Genomic DNA, 19644 nt, shown 5'->3' with positions numbered 1-19644 from the left:
GCGATCTTTTGCTTTTACTGATCAGGTCGCGCTTTCAACTGCTCCTCTGCCGCCTTGGCCAGATCCGGTGGCAGGAAATCCTTGTCCGGGTTGTAGTTGGGATTGAGCCAGCGTGCCAGGGTTTGCAGATCCCCCGGATTCAACGTGCCGGCCTGCTGCTTCAAGCGCAGGTTGTCGAGGATGTAGTCGTAGCGGGTATTGTTGTAGTCGCGCACCGAGGTGTAGAGCTGACGCTGTGCATCCAGCACGTCGACGATGTTTCGCGTACCCACCTGATAGCCGATTTCAGTCGCTTCCACCGCGCTCTGGTTGGAGATGATCGATTGCTTGCGCGCCTGTACCTGCTCGACATCCGTGTTCACCGCGCGGTGCAGGTCGCGGGTGTTTTCCACGATGCTGCGGCGCAGGGATTCGCGTTGCTGCTCGGTCTGGTCCAGCTGAGCATACGATTGACGCACCTGGGAGTTGATCAAACCACCACTGTAGATCGGGATGTTCAGTTGCAGGCCCACGGTCGTTTGCTCGACGTTGCCACCGTACGGCAGGGGCTGGTTGTTCGGGTTGCTGAAGCCCAGTGCGTCGTTGTCGCCTTTCTCGTACTTGGCTATCGCGTCAACCGTTGGCAAGTGCCCGGACTTGCGCTGCTTGAGGGTCTGCTCGGCGGCGCTGACGGCATAGTTGCTGGCCAGCAGATTGAGGTTCTGCCTGCCCGCGGTTTCGACCCAGGCCTTGGCGTCGTTCGGTACTGGCGGCAGGATCGGCAAGTTATGGCTGATGCCCCAGATCGAGTTGTACTGACGGTTGGTCAGGGTGATCAATGCTTCAAAGGCGTCGTCCACCTGGCGCTGCGCAACGATGCGGTTGGCGCGTGCGGTGTCGTAGCTGGCTTGTGAGTTCAATACGTCGGTCTTGTCCGAGAGGCCGACATCGAAACGCTCATTGGATTGATCGAGCTGGCGTTTGAACGCCGCTTCTTCGGCCTTGGTCGAGGCCAGGTTGTCCTGGGTGCGCAGCACGTTGAAATAGCTGTCAGCGGTTTGCAGGATCAGGTTTTGCTCGGTCGCCGAGAGTTGCAGGGCGGCCTGTTCGTTGAATTCCTTGGCTGCCTGGAACTGGAACCAGCGATCAGCCCGGAACAGCGGCTGCGCCAAAGTGGCCTGGTAGGAATGAGCGTCGCGGTTGGACGTGGCGGACGGCTGATCGAGATCCGTACGCACCTCGGAAATATTTGCACCACCCGAGAGATTCGGCAGCAGCCCGGCGCGGGCCTGGGGTACGACTTCTTTCTGCGCGCCGTATTGGGCGATGGCAGCCGCCAGATCGGCGTTGTTGTTGACGGCTTCCTGATAAACACTGACCAGGTCCGTCTTGGCCGATAAGGGCACATCTGCTGCCCAGGCCATTCCGTTGGACGCACAAGACACGGCGAGGGCCAGTGAGAGTTTGCGCAGCATAGACGATCCCTAGAATTGATATTACAGAGGTAATTTGAGCGCCAAGGCTAAGGCCCTGCTTTGACAGCGTCAATGCGCGGCTCAGCGTAGCGAGTGTAGTTGTGCATTGGGGCTGCAACAATCCTGATACTGCGTGTTATTACGCCATTCATCATGGTGTTTGCCGTGGGGTTGGCGTTCTTTGCCGGTTGTGTCTAGACTGGCCGGGTTCTTGTCGGGGTGCCTTGCTATGAGGCTGAGATCGAATAATTTCGGATCCCGTTGAACCTGATCAGGTTAGCGCCTGCGTAGGGAACAAGATTTCTCGTCACCCGGCGAGTCCTCTTGTGCTTCGTCCGGGATGTTGTTCGACAATCGAACACCCCTCGAGTATTGAGCACAGCACAGCTGGTTTTCCAGCACCCGTGCGTCCATTCGTTTACAGGTTCGCTCCGACAAAAAATCCACTGCCTGGATGTGTGTCTGGAGAGCCCGTGATGACTACAAAATCAAAAATCGCAACCAATCTGAGTGACTCGGCCAAGGTCGATCAGCAATCGGTTCAGCCGTTTACCCGCTCGCAAAAAATCTATGTTCAGGGCACCCGCCCGGACATCCTCGTGCCGATGCGCGAAATCAGCCTGGACGTGACGCCGACCGACTTCGGTGGCGAGGTCAACGCGCCGGTGGTGGTGTACGACACCTCGGGCCCGTACACCGATCCCAATGTCATCATCGATGTACGCAAAGGCCTGGCCGACGTGCGTTCGCCGTGGATCGAATCCCGTGGCGATACCGAGCGCCTGAGCGGCCTGAGCTCGAATTTCGGCCAGGAGCGCCTTGCCGATCCGGAGCTGACCAAACTGCGCTTCGCTCACGTCAACAACCCGCGCCGCGCCAAGCCGGGCGCCAACGTCAGCCAGATGCACTACGCGCGCAAAGGCATCATCACCGCCGAGATGGAATACGTCGCCATCCGCGAAAACATGAAGCTGGAAGTGGCCCGCGCCGCCGGCCTGCTGGACCAGCAACACGCCGGCCACAGCTTCGGCGCCAGCGTGCCGAAAATCATCACCCCTGAATTCGTCCGTGACGAAATCGCCCGTGGCCGCGCGATCATTCCGGCCAACATCAACCACACCGAACTGGAACCGATGATCATCGGCCGTAACTTCCTGGTGAAGATCAACGGCAACATCGGCAACAGCGCCCTGGGTTCGTCCATCGAAGAAGAAGTGGCGAAACTGACCTGGGGCATTCGCTGGGGTTCGGACACGGTCATGGACCTGTCCACCGGCAAGCACATCCACGAAACCCGCGAGTGGATCATCCGTAACTCGCCGGTGCCGATCGGTACGGTGCCGATCTACCAGGCCCTGGAAAAAGTCGGCGGCGTGGCAGAAGACCTGACCTGGGAGCTGTTCCGCGACACGCTGATCGAGCAGGCCGAGCAGGGCGTCGACTACTTCACCATTCACGCCGGCGTGCTGTTGCGCTACGTGCCGATGACCGCCAAGCGCGTGACCGGCATCGTCTCCCGTGGCGGTTCGATCATGGCCAAGTGGTGCCTGGCGCACCACAAAGAGAACTTCCTCTACACCCATTTCGAAGACATCTGCGAAATCATGAAGGCCTACGACGTCAGCTTCTCGCTGGGCGATGGCCTGCGTCCGGGCTCGATTGCCGACGCCAACGACGAAGCGCAGTTCGGCGAGCTGGAGACCCTCGGCGAGCTGACCAAGATTGCCTGGAAACACGACGTGCAGTGCATGATCGAAGGCCCGGGCCACGTGCCGATGCAGTTGATCAAAGAGAACATGGACAAGCAGCTCGAATGCTGCGACGAGGCGCCGTTCTACACTCTCGGCCCGCTGACCACCGACATCGCGCCGGGCTACGACCACATCACCTCCGGTATCGGTGCGGCGATGATCGGCTGGTTCGGTTGCGCCATGCTCTGCTACGTGACGCCGAAGGAGCACTTGGGCCTGCCGAACAAGGATGATGTGAAGACCGGGATCATCACCTACAAGATCGCCGCGCATGCCGCCGATCTGGCAAAGGGGCACCCGGGCGCACAGATCCGCGACAATGCCTTGAGCAAGGCGCGTTTCGAATTCCGTTGGGAAGACCAGTTCAACCTGGGCCTCGATCCGGACACCGCGCGTTCGTATCACGATGAAACCCTGCCGAAGGATTCGGCCAAGGTCGCGCACTTCTGCTCGATGTGCGGGCCGAAATTCTGCTCGATGAAGATCACCCAGGAAGTCCGCGAGTATGCGGCCAACCAACGGATCGAAGCGGTCGACGCCGAAGTCGCCCAGGGATTGGCGGACCAGGCCGAGCGGTTCAAACAGGAAGGCAGTCAGCTGTACAAGAAAGTTTGATCTGACCTGAGGTCGGCGGTGCTTGCACCGCCGCCATCGCGATCAAAAGAACAACAAATGTCCCTCTGAGATAACACCCTTGAGCATTCAACCCAGCACTTACTCCCCGGATTCTGCGGTTCCGATCGACAAACGTGTCTTCGGCGGCCGCGATCTGTTTTCCCTGTGGTTCTCCCTCGGCATCGGCCTGATGGTTCTGCAGACCGGTGCATTGCTCGCGCCGGGCCTGGGCCTGTCCGGTTCGTTGCTGGCGATTTTTCTCGGCACCCTGGTCGGCGTTCTGCTGCTGGCGGCGGTCGGGGTGATCGGTAGTGACACCGGCCTGTCGTCGATGGCCGCGCTCAAGCTCAGCCTCGGTACCAAAGGCGCGAGCCTGCCGGCGGTGCTGAACCTGTTGCAGTTGATTGGCTGGGGTTCGTTCGAAATCATCGTCATGCGCGATGCCGCCAGTCTGTTGGGCACCAAGGCCTTCAATGAAGGCAGCCTGTTGTCCAATCCCATGCTCTGGACGCTGTTCTTCGGCGCCCTGGCGACCTTGCTCGCGGTCAGCGGACCGTTGACCTTCGTGCGGCAGATCCTGCGCAAATGGGGTATCTGGCTGCTGCTGGCTGCGTGCGCCTGGCTGACCTGGAACCTGTTCGCCAAGGCTGACCTGGCCGCGTTGTGGGCCCAGACCGGTGACGGTTCGATGCCGTTCGCCGTGGGCTTCGACATCGCCATTGCCATGCCGCTCTCGTGGTTGCCGCTGATCGCCGACTACTCGCGCTTCGGCAAGCGGGCGAAAAACGTCTTCGGTGGCACCGCCATCGGTTTCTTCATCGGTAATTTCTGGCTGATGAGCCTGGGCGTGGCCTACACCCTGGCGTTCGCGCCGAGCGGTGAAGTCAATGCCTTGCTGCTGGCGCTGGCTGGCGCCGGCCTGGGGATTCCGCTGCTGCTGATTCTTCTGGATGAATCGGAAAACGCCTTTGCCGATATTCACTCGGCAGCGGTGTCCAGCGGGATTCTGCTGCGCGCCAAAGTCGAGCACCTGGCGCTGGCCATCGGCGTTATCTGCACGCTGATTGCCCTGCTGGCACCGTTGGCCCAGTACCAGAACTTCCTGCTGCTGATCGGATCGGTGTTTGCACCGTTGTTCGGCGTGGTACTGGTGGACCACTTCATCCTGCGCAAGCGCAGCGCCCAGGTGGCCTCGGCCGCACTGCGCTGGCCGGCGCTGCTCGCCTGGCTAGGCGGGGTCAGCACCTATCACCTGTTGGCCAACCTGTATCCGGATGTCGGCGCAACCCTGCCGGCACTGGTGGTGGCAGGGTTGCTCCAGCTAGTGCTGGGCCGGGTCTTCAGTTACGGCCGGGAAACAGCTCGGGCTTGATGATGCCGTTCAGGCGAGGGTAGGGGATCTTCAGTTCGACGTGGCCCAGTGCGTAAGGTGCGATGGTGCTGGTTTCGTACTTGAGGATCACCCCGCCGTAGGTCAGCGCCACGTTCTGGGTTTTCTGGAACGGCCAGCTCTTCACGAACTCCGGTTCCTGATCGAGCTTGGTGCTGATCAGCCAGCTGTTGTGTGCCACCTGCGCGGCTTTCCAGAACGCGTCTTCCTGCCCCGGCACCAGCATGTCCGACAGCGTCAGCACTTTATGCTGCTGGCGCGAATAGTTGATGAAACCTCGACCTGGGGTGCCATGGGCACCGCCAGTGTCCAGGTAGCTGGACAATTCGATGATCACCAAGCCGTCATGCTGCTCACGTACCTTCGCTTGCAGATAGCTGCTGTTGCGCGGGCCGGCGGTGCGCAGAAACTCTTCGCGATAGGCCGCCAGGGTCGGCGCCACCGGGGCATCGGGCGAGGTGCGGGTCATTTGCAGCAGGCGCTTTTCGATGATGCCGTCCAGTGCAGGCTCGTCCGGAAAGTGCAGGGTGTCGATGTTGACCAGCGGGCAATCCGGGTTGTTGCAACCGGGCTTGAGTTGCTCGGAGGCATCGCGGGTGGTTTCCAGCGGCGTCCGATAGTTGGGCTGGAACAGGCTCGCGCAAGCGCCCAGGGTCAGGGCGATAGCGGCCACGGAGGCGATTTTGAAAAGCGACATGAGCGTCCTTTCTGAAACAGGGGAAGGCAAAAAGTTACCGGCTTCGACTCTCAACAAAGCAGTCAGTTCGCCACTAAGCTAATTAGAGTGGGTTTCGCCCTCACCGTCCATCCCGCTGACGGGAAAGGGGCTGCATCAAACGTCACGGGCGCGTTAGGATGGCGCGAAGTCGAGGCCCAGGAAAAGAAGCAGCCTCGAACAGGATTTGCAGTAAAGAGGATAGTCATGACGGATTTTGCCAACGCCATTCCGACCGCCGTTGATATCGTGCGGCGCGAAAAGTGCTACGAGGGCTTCTACAAACTCGAACGCGTGCACTTGCGTCACGAATTGTTCGCCGGGGGCATGAGCCGCGAGATCAATCGTGAAGTGTTCGTTCGCCATGATGCGGTCTGCATGCTGCCCTACGACCCGCAGCGCGATGAAGTGGTACTGATCGAGCAGTTTCGCGTCGGTGCCATGGGCAAGACCGACAACCCGTGGCTGATCGAACTGGTCGCTGGTCTGATCGACAAGGATGAAGTGCCGGAAGCAGTTGCTCACCGCGAGGCGCAGGAGGAAGCTGGGCTGGTAATCGGGGCGCTCTGGCCGATGCTCAAATACTTTCCATCGCCGGGCGGCAGCAACGAGTTCGTGCATTTGTACCTGGGGCGTTGCGACACTACCGGGGTTGGCGGCCTGCATGGGCTGGAGGAAGAGGCAGAAGATATTCGCGTCACGGTCTGGGCTTTCGAAGATGCCCTGCAAGCCGTGCGCGACGGACGTATTGCCAACGCGGCGAGCATCATTGCCTTGCAATGGCTGGCTTTGAACCGCGTTGAAGTGAGGGGGTTATGGTCGTAAACAAGCTGCGCGATCGCTATCGGGTGGACCTGGTGGGGCTGCAAGCGTCCTGCGAGGCGAACTACGCGCGTCTGATGCGACTGCTGCCGGACATGCGCAGCGAGCCCGCCGCGCGGCGCATCGCTGTGACCCATGGCGACCAGATGCTCGGTGTGCTGGCCCTGGAAGTGCTGCTGACCTGTCCTTACACCACGACCCTGCAAGTGCGTCAGGAACACAGCCTGCCGTGGCTGCCGGTGCCGCAGCTGGAAGTGCAGGTCTATCACGACGCACGCATGGCCGAAGTGGTCAGCGCCGAACATGCGCGACGCTTTCGCGGCATCTATCCTTACCCGAACGCCTCGATGCACCAGCCGGACGAAAAGGCCCAGCTGAACATGTTTCTGGGCGAATGGCTGAGCCATTGCCTGGCGCTGGGGCATGAGTACGAAGTAGTACGTTAGTTGTGAAGCGCAGTTGTGAACTATGTCCGGTTCACAGGTTTCCCCTTTCGATCATCCCCCAGCATAATTGCGGCACTTACCCATCCCCGTGATCACGCCCTGGGAGAACGCCTTGCCGAGCGTATCCACATTGACCACCGCCGATCCGGCGTTGCTGGTGCAACTCTCCGACAGCCACCTGTTTGCCGAAGCGGACGGCGCGTTGCTGGGCATGAACACCCGTGACAGCCTGCAAAAGGTCATCGAACTGGTGCGCGCGCAACAGCCGCGGATTGACTTGATCCTGGCTACGGGGGACCTGTCCCAGGACGGGACGCTGGAGTCCTATCAGCAGTTTCGCGACATGACGCGCCAGCTCGATGCGCCGGCGCGCTGGATTCCCGGTAATCACGATGAGCCGCAGATAATGGCTGAGGCGGCGGTGCAGAGCGCTTTGCTCGAACCTGTGGTGGATATCGGCAACTGGCGGGTCACGTTGCTCGATTCGGCGGTGCCAGGCTCGGTGCCGGGTTATTTGCAGGATGAGCAACTGCAGTTGCTCGTCCGCTCGTTGAGCGAAGCGCCGGAACGCCATCATCTGGTGTGCCTCCACCATCACCCGGTTTCGATTGGTTGCGCGTGGATGGAGCCTATCGGTTTGCGCAATCCCGAGGCGTTTTTTGAAGTGCTGGATCGTTTTCCACAGGTGCGTGCCGTGCTGTGGGGACATGTGCACCAGGAAATCGATCAATTACGTAACGGCGTGCGTCTGATCGCCTCGCCGTCGACCTGCATCCAGTTCGAACCCGGCAGCGAGGATTTCAAGGTCGGGGAACAGGCGCCAGGCTATCGCTGGTTGCGACTGCTGCCCGACGGGCGGCTGGAAACCGGTGTGGAGCGGGTCACCGGGTTCGATTTCACCGTGGATTACGGCTCCAACGGCTACTGACCCCCCCCCTGTAGGAGCGAGCTTGCTCGCGATTAGCCTGAGAACGCCGCGGGGCGCCAGGTTTTCACCGTTATCGTTGACGACCATCGCGAGCAAGCTCGCTCCTACAGTAAACTCCGCCTCTTTTAGCCGACGCACAGGGAGCTCAAATGTCCGGTTCGATCCTTTATATCCACGGCCTCAACAGCTCGCCGTTATCGAAGAAGGCCTGCCAGTTGATCGACGTGATGGAGCGTCTGGGCCTGAGCGAACACTTGCGCGTTCCAGCATTGCATCATCACCCGCGCCAGGCTATCGAGCAGCTGGAACAGGCGATTGCCGAGCTGGGGCGGCCACTGCTGGTCGGCAGCTCGCTCGGCGGCTACTATGCCACTCACCTGGCCGAGCGCCTTGGCTTGAAAGCCCTGTTGATCAACCCTGCCGTCAGCCCGCACCGGATGTTCGACGGCTTTCTGGGAACGCAGAAAAACCTGTATACCGATGAGACTTGGGAAATGACCCACGACCACGTGACGGCCCTGGCCGAACTGGAAGTGGCGGCGCCCCAGGATCCACTGCGTTATCAGGTATGGTTGCAGACAGCTGACGAAACGCTGGACTATCGCCTCGCCCAGCAGTATTACCGGGCATGCGCCTTGCGTATCCAGGCCGGCGGCGACCACAGTTTCCAGGGTTTTGCCGCGCAACTGCCGGCCATGTTGAGTTTTGCCGGCATTGGCGCCGATTTGTATCAGGCAATCGATTTCACCGCATTGTGAGCGATAGCCCCATGAATTCTTTTTTCACCGAACACTGACGACGAGACCCCATGGCCACTCCCAGCGCTAGCTCTTATAACGCAGACGCCATCGAAGTCCTCTCGGGCCTCGACCCGGTGCGCAAACGCCCCGGCATGTACACCGACACCAGTCGGCCGAACCACCTTGCCCAGGAAGTCATCGACAACAGTGTCGACGAAGCCTTGGCCGGGCATGCCACATCGGTACAGGTGATCCTGCATGCCGACCATTCCCTGGAAGTCAGCGATGACGGCCGTGGCATGCCGGTGGACATTCACCCCGAGGAAGGTGTTTCGGGCGTCGAGTTGATCCTCACCAAGCTGCATGCCGGTGGCAAGTTTTCCAACAAGAACTACCAGTTCTCCGGCGGCTTGCACGGGGTAGGTATTTCCGTGGTCAACGCCTTGTCCACCGAAGTGCGGGTGCGTGTAAAACGTGACGGCAACGAATACCAGATGACCTTCAAGGATGGCTACAAGGCCACCGAGCTGGAAATCATCGGCACTGTCGGCAAGCGCAACACCGGCACCAGCGTGTTCTTCGCGCCGGATCCGAAATACTTCGACTCCCCGAAATTCTCCATCAGCCGCCTCAAGCATGTGCTCAAGGCCAAGGCCGTGTTGTGCCCGGGGCTGCTGGTCAGCTTTGAAGACAAGGCCACCGGCGAGAAAGTCGAATGGCATTACGAAGACGGCCTGCGTTCCTACCTGGTGGATGCGGTCAGCGAATTCGAGCGCCTGCCGGACGAGCCGTTCTGCGGCAGCCTGGCCGGTAATAAAGAAGCGGTGGATTGGGCGTTGCTGTGGCTGCCCGAAGGTGGCGACGCGGTCCAGGAAAGCTACGTCAACCTGATCCCGACAGCCCAGGGCGGCACCCACGTCAACGGTTTGCGTCAGGGCCTGCTCGATGCCATGCGCGAGTTCTGCGAGTTCCGCAGCCTGTTGCCGCGCGGTGTGAAGCTGGCGCCGGAAGACGTCTGGGAACGCATTGCCTTCGTGTTGTCGATGAAGATGCAGGAACCGCAATTCTCCGGCCAGACCAAGGAGCGCCTGTCGTCCCGTGAAGCGGCGGCGTTCGTCTCCGGTGTGGTCAAGGATGCGTTCAGCCTGTGGCTCAATGCCAACCCGGAAACCGGCATGCTGCTGGCGGAGTTGGCGATCAACAACGCCGGTCGTCGCCTCAAGGCCAGCAAGAAGGTCGAGCGCAAACGCATTACCCAAGGCCCGGCGCTGCCGGGCAAACTGGCCGACTGTGCCGGGCAGGACCCGATGCGTTCCGAACTGTTCCTGGTAGAAGGTGATTCCGCCGGCGGTTCTGCCAAACAAGCGCGGGACAAGGAATTCCAGGCGATCCTGCCGTTGCGCGGCAAGATTTTGAACACTTGGGAAGTCGACGGCAGCGAAGTGCTGGCCAGCCAGGAAGTGCACAACATCGCGGTGGCCATCGGTGTCGATCCGGGCGCGGCGGACATGAGCCAGCTGCGCTACGGCAAGATCTGCATCCTCGCCGACGCCGACTCCGACGGTCTGCACATCGCGACCTTGCTGTGCGCCTTGTTCGTCCAGCATTTCCGCCCGTTGGTGGATGCCGGTCACGTCTACGTCGCGATGCCGCCGTTGTACCGCATCGATCTGGGCAAAGAGATCTATTACGCCCTCGATGAAGCCGAACGCGATGGCATCCTCGATCGTCTGGTGGCTGAGAAGAAGCGCGGCAAGCCGCAAGTCACCCGATTCAAAGGTCTGGGCGAAATGAACCCGCCGCAGCTGCGCGAGACCACCATGGACCCGAACACCCGGCGTCTGGTGCAGTTGACCCTGGAAGATTTCGAGGCTACCTCGGAAATGATGGACATGCTGCTGGCGAAGAAGCGCGCCGGTGACCGCAAGACCTGGCTGGAGTCCAAGGGCAACCTGGCCGAGGTGCTGGGCTGATGCGTCTGGGCTTTGCCCTGGCCTGTGGGTTGCTGCTGACTTCGATCACGGTATCTGCCGAGCCGGCGCCACAATTGCGCCTGTTGTCCGGGCATGTCGTTGATGGCATGCGCGGTGGCAACCTGTCCGGGCTGGCGCAGTGCGGTCATGATCTGTGGGCGGTTTCCGACCGCGACGATGACCAGATCTACCGCCTCGATACCAGCGAATCTGCCTGGCAGGCCGAAACGGTGCACATCGACGTACCGCTGGTGCCTGACAGCGGTTTGCCCTGGGGGCTGAAGTCTCGCGTCTGGGGGGCTTCGTTCGTGCGTGGCGGCGATCTGGACTTCGAGGGCATCACCTGCGACAGCGCCGGCAATCGTTACATCGTCAGTGAAGGCCATGCCGCTGTCTTGCAAGTGCCGCCAACGGGGCCCGCCGCCTGGCTGAAAATTTCGCCGATGCTGGTTCGCGAGGCGCGGGCCAGAGGTCTGCTATTGCAATTCAATGCGTTGTTCGAAGGGCTGGCGGTCAATCCGGCAGGCGATCAGATGTGGCTCGCCGCCGAGCGTCAAGGTCGCGGACTGCTGATGATCAAGCGCAAACAGACCCTGTGGGATTGTGATGGTGGTTGCGTGCTGCTGAGCGAGGCGGGCATGGAAATGCAGCCCGAGCAGTTTCCCCATGCCAAAGCTGCCTCGCGGGACTTCTCTGACCTGTCGCTGTTCAACGGCAAGCTGTTCACCCTTGAACGCGGCGCCTACCAGATCTGCCGCCGGGATCTGCAGACGGCCAAGGTCGAGCGCTGTTGGTCGTACGCTGCCGAGTTGTTGCAGGAAAACCGTCGTTATCCACAGAACTACGGGCTGGAAGAAGCGTTGATCGTGGATGCCGATGGCGCCTGGATCGGTGTCGACAATAACTTCGGTGCGCGCGTCGATGGTGAAGTCCGTCCGGTGGTCTGGCGCTTCGCTGCACCGGAAGGTGGCTGGAGTGCCAAGCCATGAGACAACAAACCCCGGGGCAGCGCATCGGCCGGGTGTTTATGGTGCTGGCCTGGTGTGCGGCGCTGTTTCTGGCCACGCGGTTTTTCGGCCAGTGGGAAGCGCGTCAGCAAAATCCGAATGTGGTGGTCAGTTCTGAGCAGGGCGAAGGTTTCATTGAGGTGAAACTGGTGAGCAACGCTCAGGGGCATTTTGTCGCCAGTGGTCAGATCAATGGTCAGCCGGTGGACTTCATGCTCGATACCGGGGCGACCGATGTGTCGATTCCGGCGGACCTGGCCAGGCGCTTGAAGCTCGAAGAAGGTTTCGGCGTGACCCTGAGTACGGCCAATGGCCTGAGCCAGGGCTATCGAACCCGTATCGAACGCCTGCAACTGGGCGACATCGTGCTGCGGGATGTACGCGCACTGGTGGCCCCGGGGTTGCATGGCGATCAGGTGTTGCTCGGCATGAGCGCACTGAACAAACTTGAATTTACCCAGCGCGGTGGCACCATGCTGCTGCGCCAGACAACGAACCGATGAGGCCCGCATGAGCGACTCCCTTGATCTCAGCCTGGACGGTGTAGAACGCCGGTCACTGGCTGACTTCACCGAAAATGCCTACCTCAACTACTCCATGTACGTGATCATGGACCGTGCCTTGCCGCATATCGGCGACGGCCTGAAACCTGTACAGCGCCGCATCATTTATGCGATGAGCGAGTTGGGGCTGGACGCCGATTCCAAGCACAAGAAATCGGCGCGTACCGTCGGTGACGTGCTCGGTAAATTCCACCCCCACGGCGATTCGGCCTGCTACGAAGCCATGGTGCTGATGGCGCAGCCGTTCAGCTATCGCTACACACTGGTCGACGGTCAGGGTAACTGGGGCGCGCCGGATGATCCCAAGTCCTTCGCCGCCATGCGTTACACCGAAGCGCGGCTGTCGCGTTATTCCGAAGTGCTGCTCAGTGAGCTGGGCCAAGGCACGGCGGACTGGGGGCCGAACTTCGACGGTACGCTGGACGAGCCGCTGGTCTTGCCGGCCCGTCTGCCGAACATTCTGCTCAACGGCACCACCGGTATCGCCGTGGGCATGGCCACCGACGTTCCGCCGCACAACCTGCGCGAAGTCGCCACCGCCTGCGTGCGCTTGCTCGACGAGCCCAAGGCCACGGTCGAACAGCTCTGTGAACACATCCAGGGTCCGGACTACCCGACCGAAGCGGAAATCATCACCCCGCGCGCCGACCTGCTGAAAATCTACGAAACCGGTCGCGGTTCGGTGCGCATGCGCGCCGTGTATCACATCGAAGACGGCGACATCATCGTCACCGCGCTGCCGCATCAGGTCTCGGGCGCCAAGGTGCTGGAACAGATCGCCGCGATGATGCAGGCCAAGCCGTCCAAGGCCCCGCAAATTGCTGACTTGCGTGATGAATCCGACCACGAAAACCCATGCCGGATCGTGATCATTCCGGGGGCGCGGAAAAACTTCGATCACGATGCGCTGATGCAGCACCTGTTCGCCAGCACCGAGCTGGAGTCGAGCTACCGGGTCAACATCAACATCATCGGCCTGGACGGCAAGCCGCAGCTGAAGAACCTGCGCGCGCTGCTGGTCGAATGGCTGGAGTTCCGGGTGCAGACCGTACGTCGTCGCCTGCAATTCCGCCTCGACAAGGTCGAGCGTCGCCTGCACCTGTTGGACGGTTTGTTGATTGCCTACCTCAACCTGGATGAAGTGATCCACATCATCCGTACCGAGGAGCATCCGAAAGCCGCGCTGATCGAGCGTTTCGCCCTGAGCGAAATCCAGGCTGACTACATCCTCGACACCCGTCTGCGTCAGTTGGCGCGACTGGAAGAGATGAAGCTGCGTGCCGAGCAGGATGAACTGCTCAAGGAGCAAGCCAAGCTGCAAGCCCTGCTGAGCAGCGAAGCCAAGTTGAAAAAACTGGTGCGCAGCGAGCTGATCAAGGACGCGGAAACCTACGGTGATGACCGCCGGTCGCCTATTGTTGAGCGTGCTGAAGCCAAGGCGCTGACCGAGCACGATCTGCTGCCGAACGAGAAAGTGACGGTCGTGCTGTCGGAAAAAGGCTGGATTCGCTCCGCCAAAGGCCACGAGATCGACGCCACCGGGCTTTCCTACAAGGCCGGGGACGGCTTCAAGGCGCTGGCGGCCGGACGCTCCAACCAGTTCGCGGTGTTTATCGACTCCACCGGCCGCAGTTATTCGGTGGCCGCCCACACCTTGCCGTCGGCCCGTGGCCAGGGCGAGCCACTGACCGGTCGCCTGACGCCGCCGCCAGGGGCGAGTTTCGAATGCGTGCTGATGCCCGAAGACGATGCGCTGTATGTGATCGCCTCCGACGCCGGCTACGGTTTCGTGGTCAAGGGTGAAGACCTGCAGGCCAAGAACAAGGCGGGCAAGGCGCTGTTGAGCCTGCCGAACAACGCCAAGGTCATGCTGCCGCGCCCTGTGGCCGATCGTGAGCAGAACTGGCTGGCGTCGGTGACGACCGAAGGTCGCCTGCTGATCTTCAAAATCAGCGACCTGCCACAATTAGGTAAAGGCAAAGGCAACAAGATCATCGGGATTCCCGGTGAACGTGTGGCCAGTCGTGAAGAGTATGTGACGGACATCGCCGTATTGCCGGACGGTGCAACACTGGTGTTGCAGGCCGGGAAACGTACCTTGTCACTGAAAGCGGACGACCTCGAACACTACAAGGGTGAACGTGGCCGTCGTGGCAACAAGTTGCCGCGTGGCTTCCAGCGGGTAGATGCGCTGCTCGTCGAAAACCTCAATTAGGCGACTTAGAAGCGCCGAACTACGAATTAACCCGTAGTTCGGCGCTTTGCGCTGGAGTCGGAACGCATATTCACGGATGATATGGCCTTTCAAGCGCCGGCATTGCCGCGCGTTCTTCATATTTGTTGAGTATTTTCACTGTGGTCAGCCTTTTAGCTACCACCTGGATGGGACGATGACTGCTCTGCGCCTTCCTTTTATTCTTTTGCTCGCCGGCGTTCTTGGCCTGGCGGGTTGCAGCGTTCACCAGCCGGTGTCGTTGTATCAGCTGGACGCTGGTAGTCCGGTTCAGCCTGCACAGAACGCGGGCATGGCGGTATTGTTGGGGCCGGTCACCGTGGCTGACTACCTGCAGCGCGAAACCCTGTTGCAGCGTCAGCCGGATGGCAGCCTGCAAGCCTCGACCGACGGTCGTTGGGCTGGCAGCCTTTCGTCGGATATCGATCAGCTGCTGCTGCGTCAGGTCGCAGGTCGCCTGGACAGCCAGCGCGTAGTGCTGGCCCCGGCGACAGTGGGTTTCACCCCGGACGTTCAGGTGCTGCTGACCATCACGCGGCTGGACTCGGGTGAAAAACAACCGGCGATCCTCGACGCGCAATGGCGCCTGATCGACCGTCGCGGGCAGGTCCGCGACAACCGCATCGTCCATTTGCAGGAACAGCATGCCGGTAGTACGGCGGCTCAGGTCCAGGCGCAGGGCGTGTTGCTGCAACGCCTGGCCGAGCAACTGTCGGTGGCGCTCAAGCCGCTGGCCAATCAGCCGCCGATCGCCGACGTCCCGCGCAAGCCGGCAGCCAAGGCGGCAGCACCTGCGGTAGAACAGGAAAAGCAGCCGAAGATCCCGATGGCTGCGCCGATTCGTACGGATATGGAAGTGTTCCGCTTCTAAGCCTGGACTGAGTCCATACAAAGCCCGCCCTGTGCGGGCTTTGTAGTTTCTGCGGGCTGGAGATCTTTAGCGTCAGTTCCGGCTTCATCGCGAGCAAGCTCGCTCCCACACTTGATCCGGGTTAGCCCAAGAGTGTGCTCACTGAAGATCCCCTGTGGGAGCGACGGTGCGGCGATCCGACCTGCTCGCGAAGAGGCCAGAACAGGCCACAAAAAAGCCCGCAGACGATCACTCATCTGCGGGCTTCCAGGTTTAAAGGCTATAAGATCGCAGCCTTCGGCAGCTCCTACGCCCGACGCTCGTGCATCCGTGCCAATTGCCGTTCCAGCATCGATGGATACGGCTCCATCAACCGTTCCACGCAGCATGCACCTTCAGGGCTGGCAATCGGGCGGATCCGTGCGCGCTGGCGGATCAACGCGTCATCGCTGATCTTGCGTTCCACCAGCAGCAGGTTGCGGCTGTGTTGCGACAAGGCGAGGGCGTCCTGGGCTGGGTCGGTCAGCAGCAGGTCGATCTGGCTCAGGCCAAACAGTTCGTCGCCCAGGGTCAGGCCCAGCTGCAATTGCAGGGTGATGCCGCTGTCCGCGACTTCGATCTGCAACTGGTGGCCCAGGGCCCGCAGCAGCTCGCCACAGCAAATGGCGTTAGTCAGGTAATCGTCACCGCAGTCTTCCGTGTGGAAGAGCATCAGCGTGCTGCCGTCGTTCAAGGTCTCCACTTCGCCTTGATACAGCGATGCGGCCTGATCGAGGCAATCGCGATAGCGTTCGAGCAGTTCTTCAAGACGCGCCCGCGGCAGGCGTCGCAGTTGCTCCTGGGAACCCAGTTGCACTGCCAGCACCGCGCTGTGCTGTGGTACGCTCGGCGTGGCCTTGCGAATCACCGGTTGTGGGGGGCTGTCCAGCGACTCGTCGCGCAGATCGGCGAACGGGTCTTCATCATCGTCGTCTTCGACGGTGCTGACGATCTGCCGTGGCGCTGGCTTGAGCGCCGCTACCGGGCGGCTTTCGTCGAAACTCGGGTCGCGCAGGTTACGGACTTCGAAGGCCGGGTCGGCCTCGTCATCCGTGTCGTCGAATTCCGGTTCCGGATCCGGCACAGGGGCGGGCTCCGGGGCGAAGTTGGCGTGCAGCTGGCGCGCCAGGTCGCCGATTTCGTCCTGGCGGTCGGTGGCCGGGGTGTATTCATCGATATTGCGCAGCCATACCCGCAATTGCAGCAGCGGCGTGGAGAGATAACGCCCCATGCGCAGGCTCAAGGCCAAAGACAGGGCCAGCAGGATGGCGCTCAGGATGCCCATGCTTTGCAGGCTGATGGTCATCGGCTGCTGGAACTGGTCCATGTCCAGGCTGATGCGCAATTGCCCGGCGGTTACGTCCTGGAAGGTGATCTTGCTTTGGTACATGCCCTCGGCTTCGCCCAGCAGGCCATGCTTGGGACGCTGGCCGGATTCGGCGAGGATGCGGTTGTCCGGGCTGTAGATGGCGGCGTGGGCCACCAGCTTGTTCTTGGTCAGGTTATTGAGCAGCACGTTGAGGCTGAGGATGTCGTTGGACACCAACAGCTCGGTGGCCGACGTGGCCGTCTGCGTGGTCAGGCTTTCGCCCAGCGCATCTGCCTGCTCGTGCATGGCCTGCTTGAACTGCAAGCCCATCACGCCGGCATAGATGACCAGGGCCAGGGCGACCAGGATCACGTTATGGCTGGCGATGCGCAATGCAATCGGTACACGGCGGTGGCGCAGTGCCCGGAAGATCAGCAGGAAGAAGTTGTCGGTTTTTACTGGCGTGGGCCGGTTCACTTGAGCTCGGCTCTTTTGTCCGTGAAGTTGACGCGCAGTATAGCGACAGGCCCTAGGCCGTCAAAGCGCTCACGGTGCCCGATGGTCACTGAAAGTGGGTAGAATGCGGTTTTTTTCCACCTGCGGGGGTGCGCCTTGCGCGAAATCGTCCTGATAAACATCACGGGAGTCGACCGTCCGGGTCTGACTGCGGCCATTACCGGCGTTCTGGCCCAGGGTGGTGTGAACATTCTCGACATCGGTCAGGCGGTGATCCACGACACCTTGTCGTTCGGCATCCTGGTTGAAATTCCCGATACCGAACAAGGCAAGTCCGTGCTCAAGGACATCCTGTTCAAGGGCTATGAGCTCGATCAACAGGTGCGTTTCACGCCGGTGTCCGAACAGGATTACCAGCAGTGGGTCGGCAACCAGGGCAAAAAGCGCCACATCGTGACCCTGTTGACCCGCAAGGTGACAGCCGGGCAGTTGCAGGCCGTGAGCTCGATCACCGCCAAATATGGCTTGAACATCGACCATATCGATCGCTTGTCCGGGCGCATGCCGCTGGATACGCCGGCCGACAAGGGCAAGGGCTGCATCGAGTTTTCCGTGCGTGGCGAAGCGGCTGATCCGCAGGCGCTGCGTGCCGAATTCCTCAGCGTTGCCCAGGAACTGAACGTCGATATCGCCTTCCAGGAAGATTCGCTGTTCCGTCGCAACCGTCGCCTGGCGGTGTTCGACATGGATTCAACGCTGATCGAAGCCGAAGTGATCGATGAACTGGCCAAGGCGGCCGGTGTGGGTGACAAGGTTTCGGAAATCACCGAGCGGGCGATGGCCGGTGAGCTGGATTTCCGCGCCAGCTTCAAGGAGCGTTTGGCCTTGCTCAAAGGTCTGGACGTCAATGTGCTGGACTCCATCGGCGCCTCGCTGCGGCTGACCGAAGGTGCTGAAACCCTGTTCGCCGAACTCAAGCGCCTGGGTTACAAGACCGCCATTCTCTCGGGCGGTTTCACCTACTTTGCCAAGCAATTGCAGGCCAAGCTGGGTATCGACTACGTGTTTGCCAACGAACTGGAAGTGGTCGACGGCAAGGTCACCGGCGTCGCCATCGAGCCGATTGTYGATGCGCAGCGCAAGGCGGATTTGCTGAAGGAACTGGCACACAAGGAAGGCTTGCGCCTGGAGCAGACCATTGCGGTAGGCGATGGTGCCAACGATCTGCCGATGCTGGCGATTGCCGGGTTGGGCGTGGCATTCCGCGCCAAGCCGCTGGTCAAGCAGTCGGCGAAGCAGGCGATTTCCACCCTCGGGCTGGATGGCGTGTTGTATCTGCTGGGCTTCCGCGATCGCGACGGCCAGCTCTAGGCACCACAAATAAATGTGGGAGCGAGCTTGCTCGCGATAGCGGTGTATCAGTCAACGAAGATGTCGACTGACACTATGCAATCGCGAGCAAGCTCGCTCCCACATTAGATCTCTACAGATCAGGCCTTTGGCAGGCCCATGCCCTGGCCCATCTGCACCGCTGTACCGGCGGTCATTTCTTCAGCCCACTTCACCTGATCCGGCCCGAACAGCACGACGGCGGTCGAACCCAGCTTGAAGCGGCCCAGTTCTGCACCTTTTTCCAGGTGGATCGGCGCGCGTGCGGCTTCGTCGTAGCGGAAGGTTTTCAGCTCGCGCTTCGGCGGCGTGACCAGGCCGGCCCAGACGGTTTCAATCGACGCAACAATCATCGCGCCCACCAGCACCACGGCCATCGGTCCGCGCTCGGTGTCGAAAATGCACGCTACGCGCTCGTTGCGGGCGAACAGTTCCGGAACGTTTTCAGCGGTGGTCTGGTTGACCGAAAACAGCCGGCCCGGGATGTAGACCATCTCGCGCAGGGTGCCGGCCAGAGGCATGTGCACGCGGTGGTAGTCCTTCGGCGAGAGGTAGATGGTCGCGAAGTCACCACCCATGAACGGCGCAGCGTTTGCCGCATCGCCACCCAACAGTTCCAGCACGCTGAAACTGTGACCCTTGGCCTGGAACACACGACCGTGCTCGATCGGGCCAAGCTGGCTGATCGCGCCGTCGGCCGGGCTGAGGATCGTGCCCGGGGTCTCGTCCAGAGGACGGGCACCGTCTTTCAGTGCGCGGGTGAAGAACGCGTTGAAGTGCTCGTAGGCGGTCAGGTCTTCGACCAGCGCCTGGGACATGTCCACCTGATAACGCTTGGCGAACCAGGCGGTAAAGGCATTCTTGAACCAGCGCACGCGGCATTCGGCGATGCAGCCGGCCAGTCGCGAGAGCAAGTTGTGGGGCAGCAGGTACTGGCTGACGATAAACAGACGCTTGTTCATTA

The 19644-nt window shown here is 61.0% G+C and carries 16 protein-coding genes and 1 riboswitch; of the genes, 12 read left to right on the top strand and 4 right to left on the bottom strand.

Features of this window, described 5'->3' with window-relative positions; all coding sequences use genetic code 11:
- Positions 1–14: 14 nt before the first annotated feature.
- The gene (locus tag AC1D1M_RS09355; protein WP_477775414.1) at positions 15–1454 is read right to left on the bottom strand and encodes a TolC family outer membrane protein; all 1440 of its coding nucleotides are present in this window, start codon (positions 1452–1454) and stop codon (positions 15–17) included.
- A gap of 205 nt (positions 1455–1659) precedes the next feature.
- A riboswitch (TPP riboswitch) is annotated at positions 1660–1765 on the top strand.
- Between the two features lie 165 nt (positions 1766–1930).
- Here AC1D1M_RS09355 and thiC point away from each other — a divergent pair.
- Positions 1931–3820, top strand: a complete 1890-nt coding sequence (thiC, locus tag AC1D1M_RS09350; RefSeq protein ID WP_477775413.1) for a phosphomethylpyrimidine synthase ThiC — start codon at positions 1931–1933, stop codon at positions 3818–3820.
- Between the two features lie 79 nt (positions 3821–3899).
- Positions 3900–5192 carry a putative hydroxymethylpyrimidine transporter CytX gene (gene cytX, locus AC1D1M_RS09345; protein ID WP_477775412.1) on the top strand — a complete coding sequence of 431 codons (1293 nt, stop codon included), beginning with the start codon at positions 3900–3902 and terminating at the stop codon, positions 5190–5192.
- Here cytX and AC1D1M_RS09340 read toward each other — a convergent pair.
- A complete protein-coding gene (locus AC1D1M_RS09340) occupies positions 5161–5907 on the bottom strand; it encodes an RsiV family protein (protein WP_477775411.1) in 747 nt (248 codons plus the stop codon). The genes cytX and AC1D1M_RS09340 overlap by 32 nt on opposite strands.
- A gap of 225 nt (positions 5908–6132) precedes the next feature.
- On the opposite strand from AC1D1M_RS09340, the gene AC1D1M_RS09335 reads away from it, so the two are divergent.
- The 9 genes from AC1D1M_RS09335 (at position 6133) to AC1D1M_RS09295 (ending at position 15508) form a co-directional block, all read left to right on the top strand.
- Positions 6133–6750, top strand: a complete 618-nt coding sequence (locus tag AC1D1M_RS09335) for an NUDIX domain-containing protein (RefSeq protein WP_008016925.1) — start codon at positions 6133–6135, stop codon at positions 6748–6750.
- Complete coding sequence (locus AC1D1M_RS09330; RefSeq protein WP_007977461.1) at positions 6741–7193, top strand: DUF1249 domain-containing protein; 453 nt, start codon at positions 6741–6743, stop codon at positions 7191–7193. The genes AC1D1M_RS09335 and AC1D1M_RS09330 overlap by 10 nt, the downstream gene beginning before the upstream one ends.
- Positions 7194–7305: 112 nt before the next feature.
- A complete protein-coding gene (cpdA, locus tag AC1D1M_RS09325) occupies positions 7306–8121 on the top strand; it encodes a 3',5'-cyclic-AMP phosphodiesterase (RefSeq protein WP_477775410.1) in 816 nt (271 codons plus the stop codon).
- Between the two features lie 149 nt (positions 8122–8270).
- Positions 8271–8879 (top strand): YqiA/YcfP family alpha/beta fold hydrolase, encoded by a 609-nt coding sequence (locus tag AC1D1M_RS09320; protein ID WP_477775409.1) that lies wholly within the window; start codon positions 8271–8273, stop codon positions 8877–8879.
- A 50-nt stretch (positions 8880–8929) separates the two neighbouring features.
- On the top strand, positions 8930–10834 hold the full coding sequence (gene parE / locus AC1D1M_RS09315; protein WP_477775408.1) for a DNA topoisomerase IV subunit B: 1905 nt from the start codon (positions 8930–8932) through the stop codon (positions 10832–10834).
- On the top strand, positions 10834–11823 hold the full coding sequence (locus AC1D1M_RS09310) for an esterase-like activity of phytase family protein (protein ID WP_477775407.1): 990 nt from the start codon (positions 10834–10836) through the stop codon (positions 11821–11823). The genes parE and AC1D1M_RS09310 overlap by 1 nt, the downstream gene beginning before the upstream one ends.
- Entirely contained in the window at positions 11820–12344 is a 525-nt protein-coding gene (locus AC1D1M_RS09305; RefSeq protein ID WP_477775406.1) for a retropepsin-like aspartic protease family protein, read from the top strand. Before AC1D1M_RS09310 ends, AC1D1M_RS09305 begins: the two co-directional genes overlap by 4 nt.
- 7 nt (positions 12345–12351) lie before the next feature.
- Positions 12352–14619: a DNA topoisomerase IV subunit A gene (parC, locus tag AC1D1M_RS09300; protein ID WP_150754803.1), complete on the top strand. Its 2268-nt coding sequence runs from the start codon at positions 12352–12354 to the stop codon at positions 14617–14619.
- Between the two features lie 175 nt (positions 14620–14794).
- Complete coding sequence (locus tag AC1D1M_RS09295; RefSeq protein WP_477775405.1) at positions 14795–15508, top strand: PqiC family protein; 714 nt, start codon at positions 14795–14797, stop codon at positions 15506–15508.
- A 286-nt stretch (positions 15509–15794) separates the two neighbouring features.
- Here the strand turns inward: AC1D1M_RS09295 and AC1D1M_RS09290 are convergent, their stop codons facing one another.
- Positions 15795–17312: an AhpA/YtjB family protein gene (locus tag AC1D1M_RS09290; protein WP_477775404.1), complete on the bottom strand. Its 1518-nt coding sequence runs from the start codon at positions 17310–17312 to the stop codon at positions 15795–15797.
- Positions 17313–17447: 135 nt separating this feature from the next.
- Between AC1D1M_RS09290 and serB the strand changes: the two genes are divergently transcribed.
- Complete coding sequence (gene serB / locus AC1D1M_RS09285) at positions 17448–18662, top strand: phosphoserine phosphatase SerB (protein WP_253563222.1); 1215 nt, start codon at positions 17448–17450, stop codon at positions 18660–18662.
- A 119-nt stretch (positions 18663–18781) separates the two neighbouring features.
- Here the strand turns inward: serB and asd are convergent, their stop codons facing one another.
- The gene (gene asd / locus AC1D1M_RS09280; RefSeq protein ID WP_477775403.1) at positions 18782–19642 is read right to left on the bottom strand and encodes an archaetidylserine decarboxylase; all 861 of its coding nucleotides are present in this window, start codon (positions 19640–19642) and stop codon (positions 18782–18784) included.
- Positions 19643–19644 lie beyond the last annotated feature (2 nt).

It is taken from the genome of Pseudomonas sp. P1_F7, from assembly GCF_056405655.1.
This window is presented reverse-complemented; position numbering and strand designations above follow the sequence as displayed.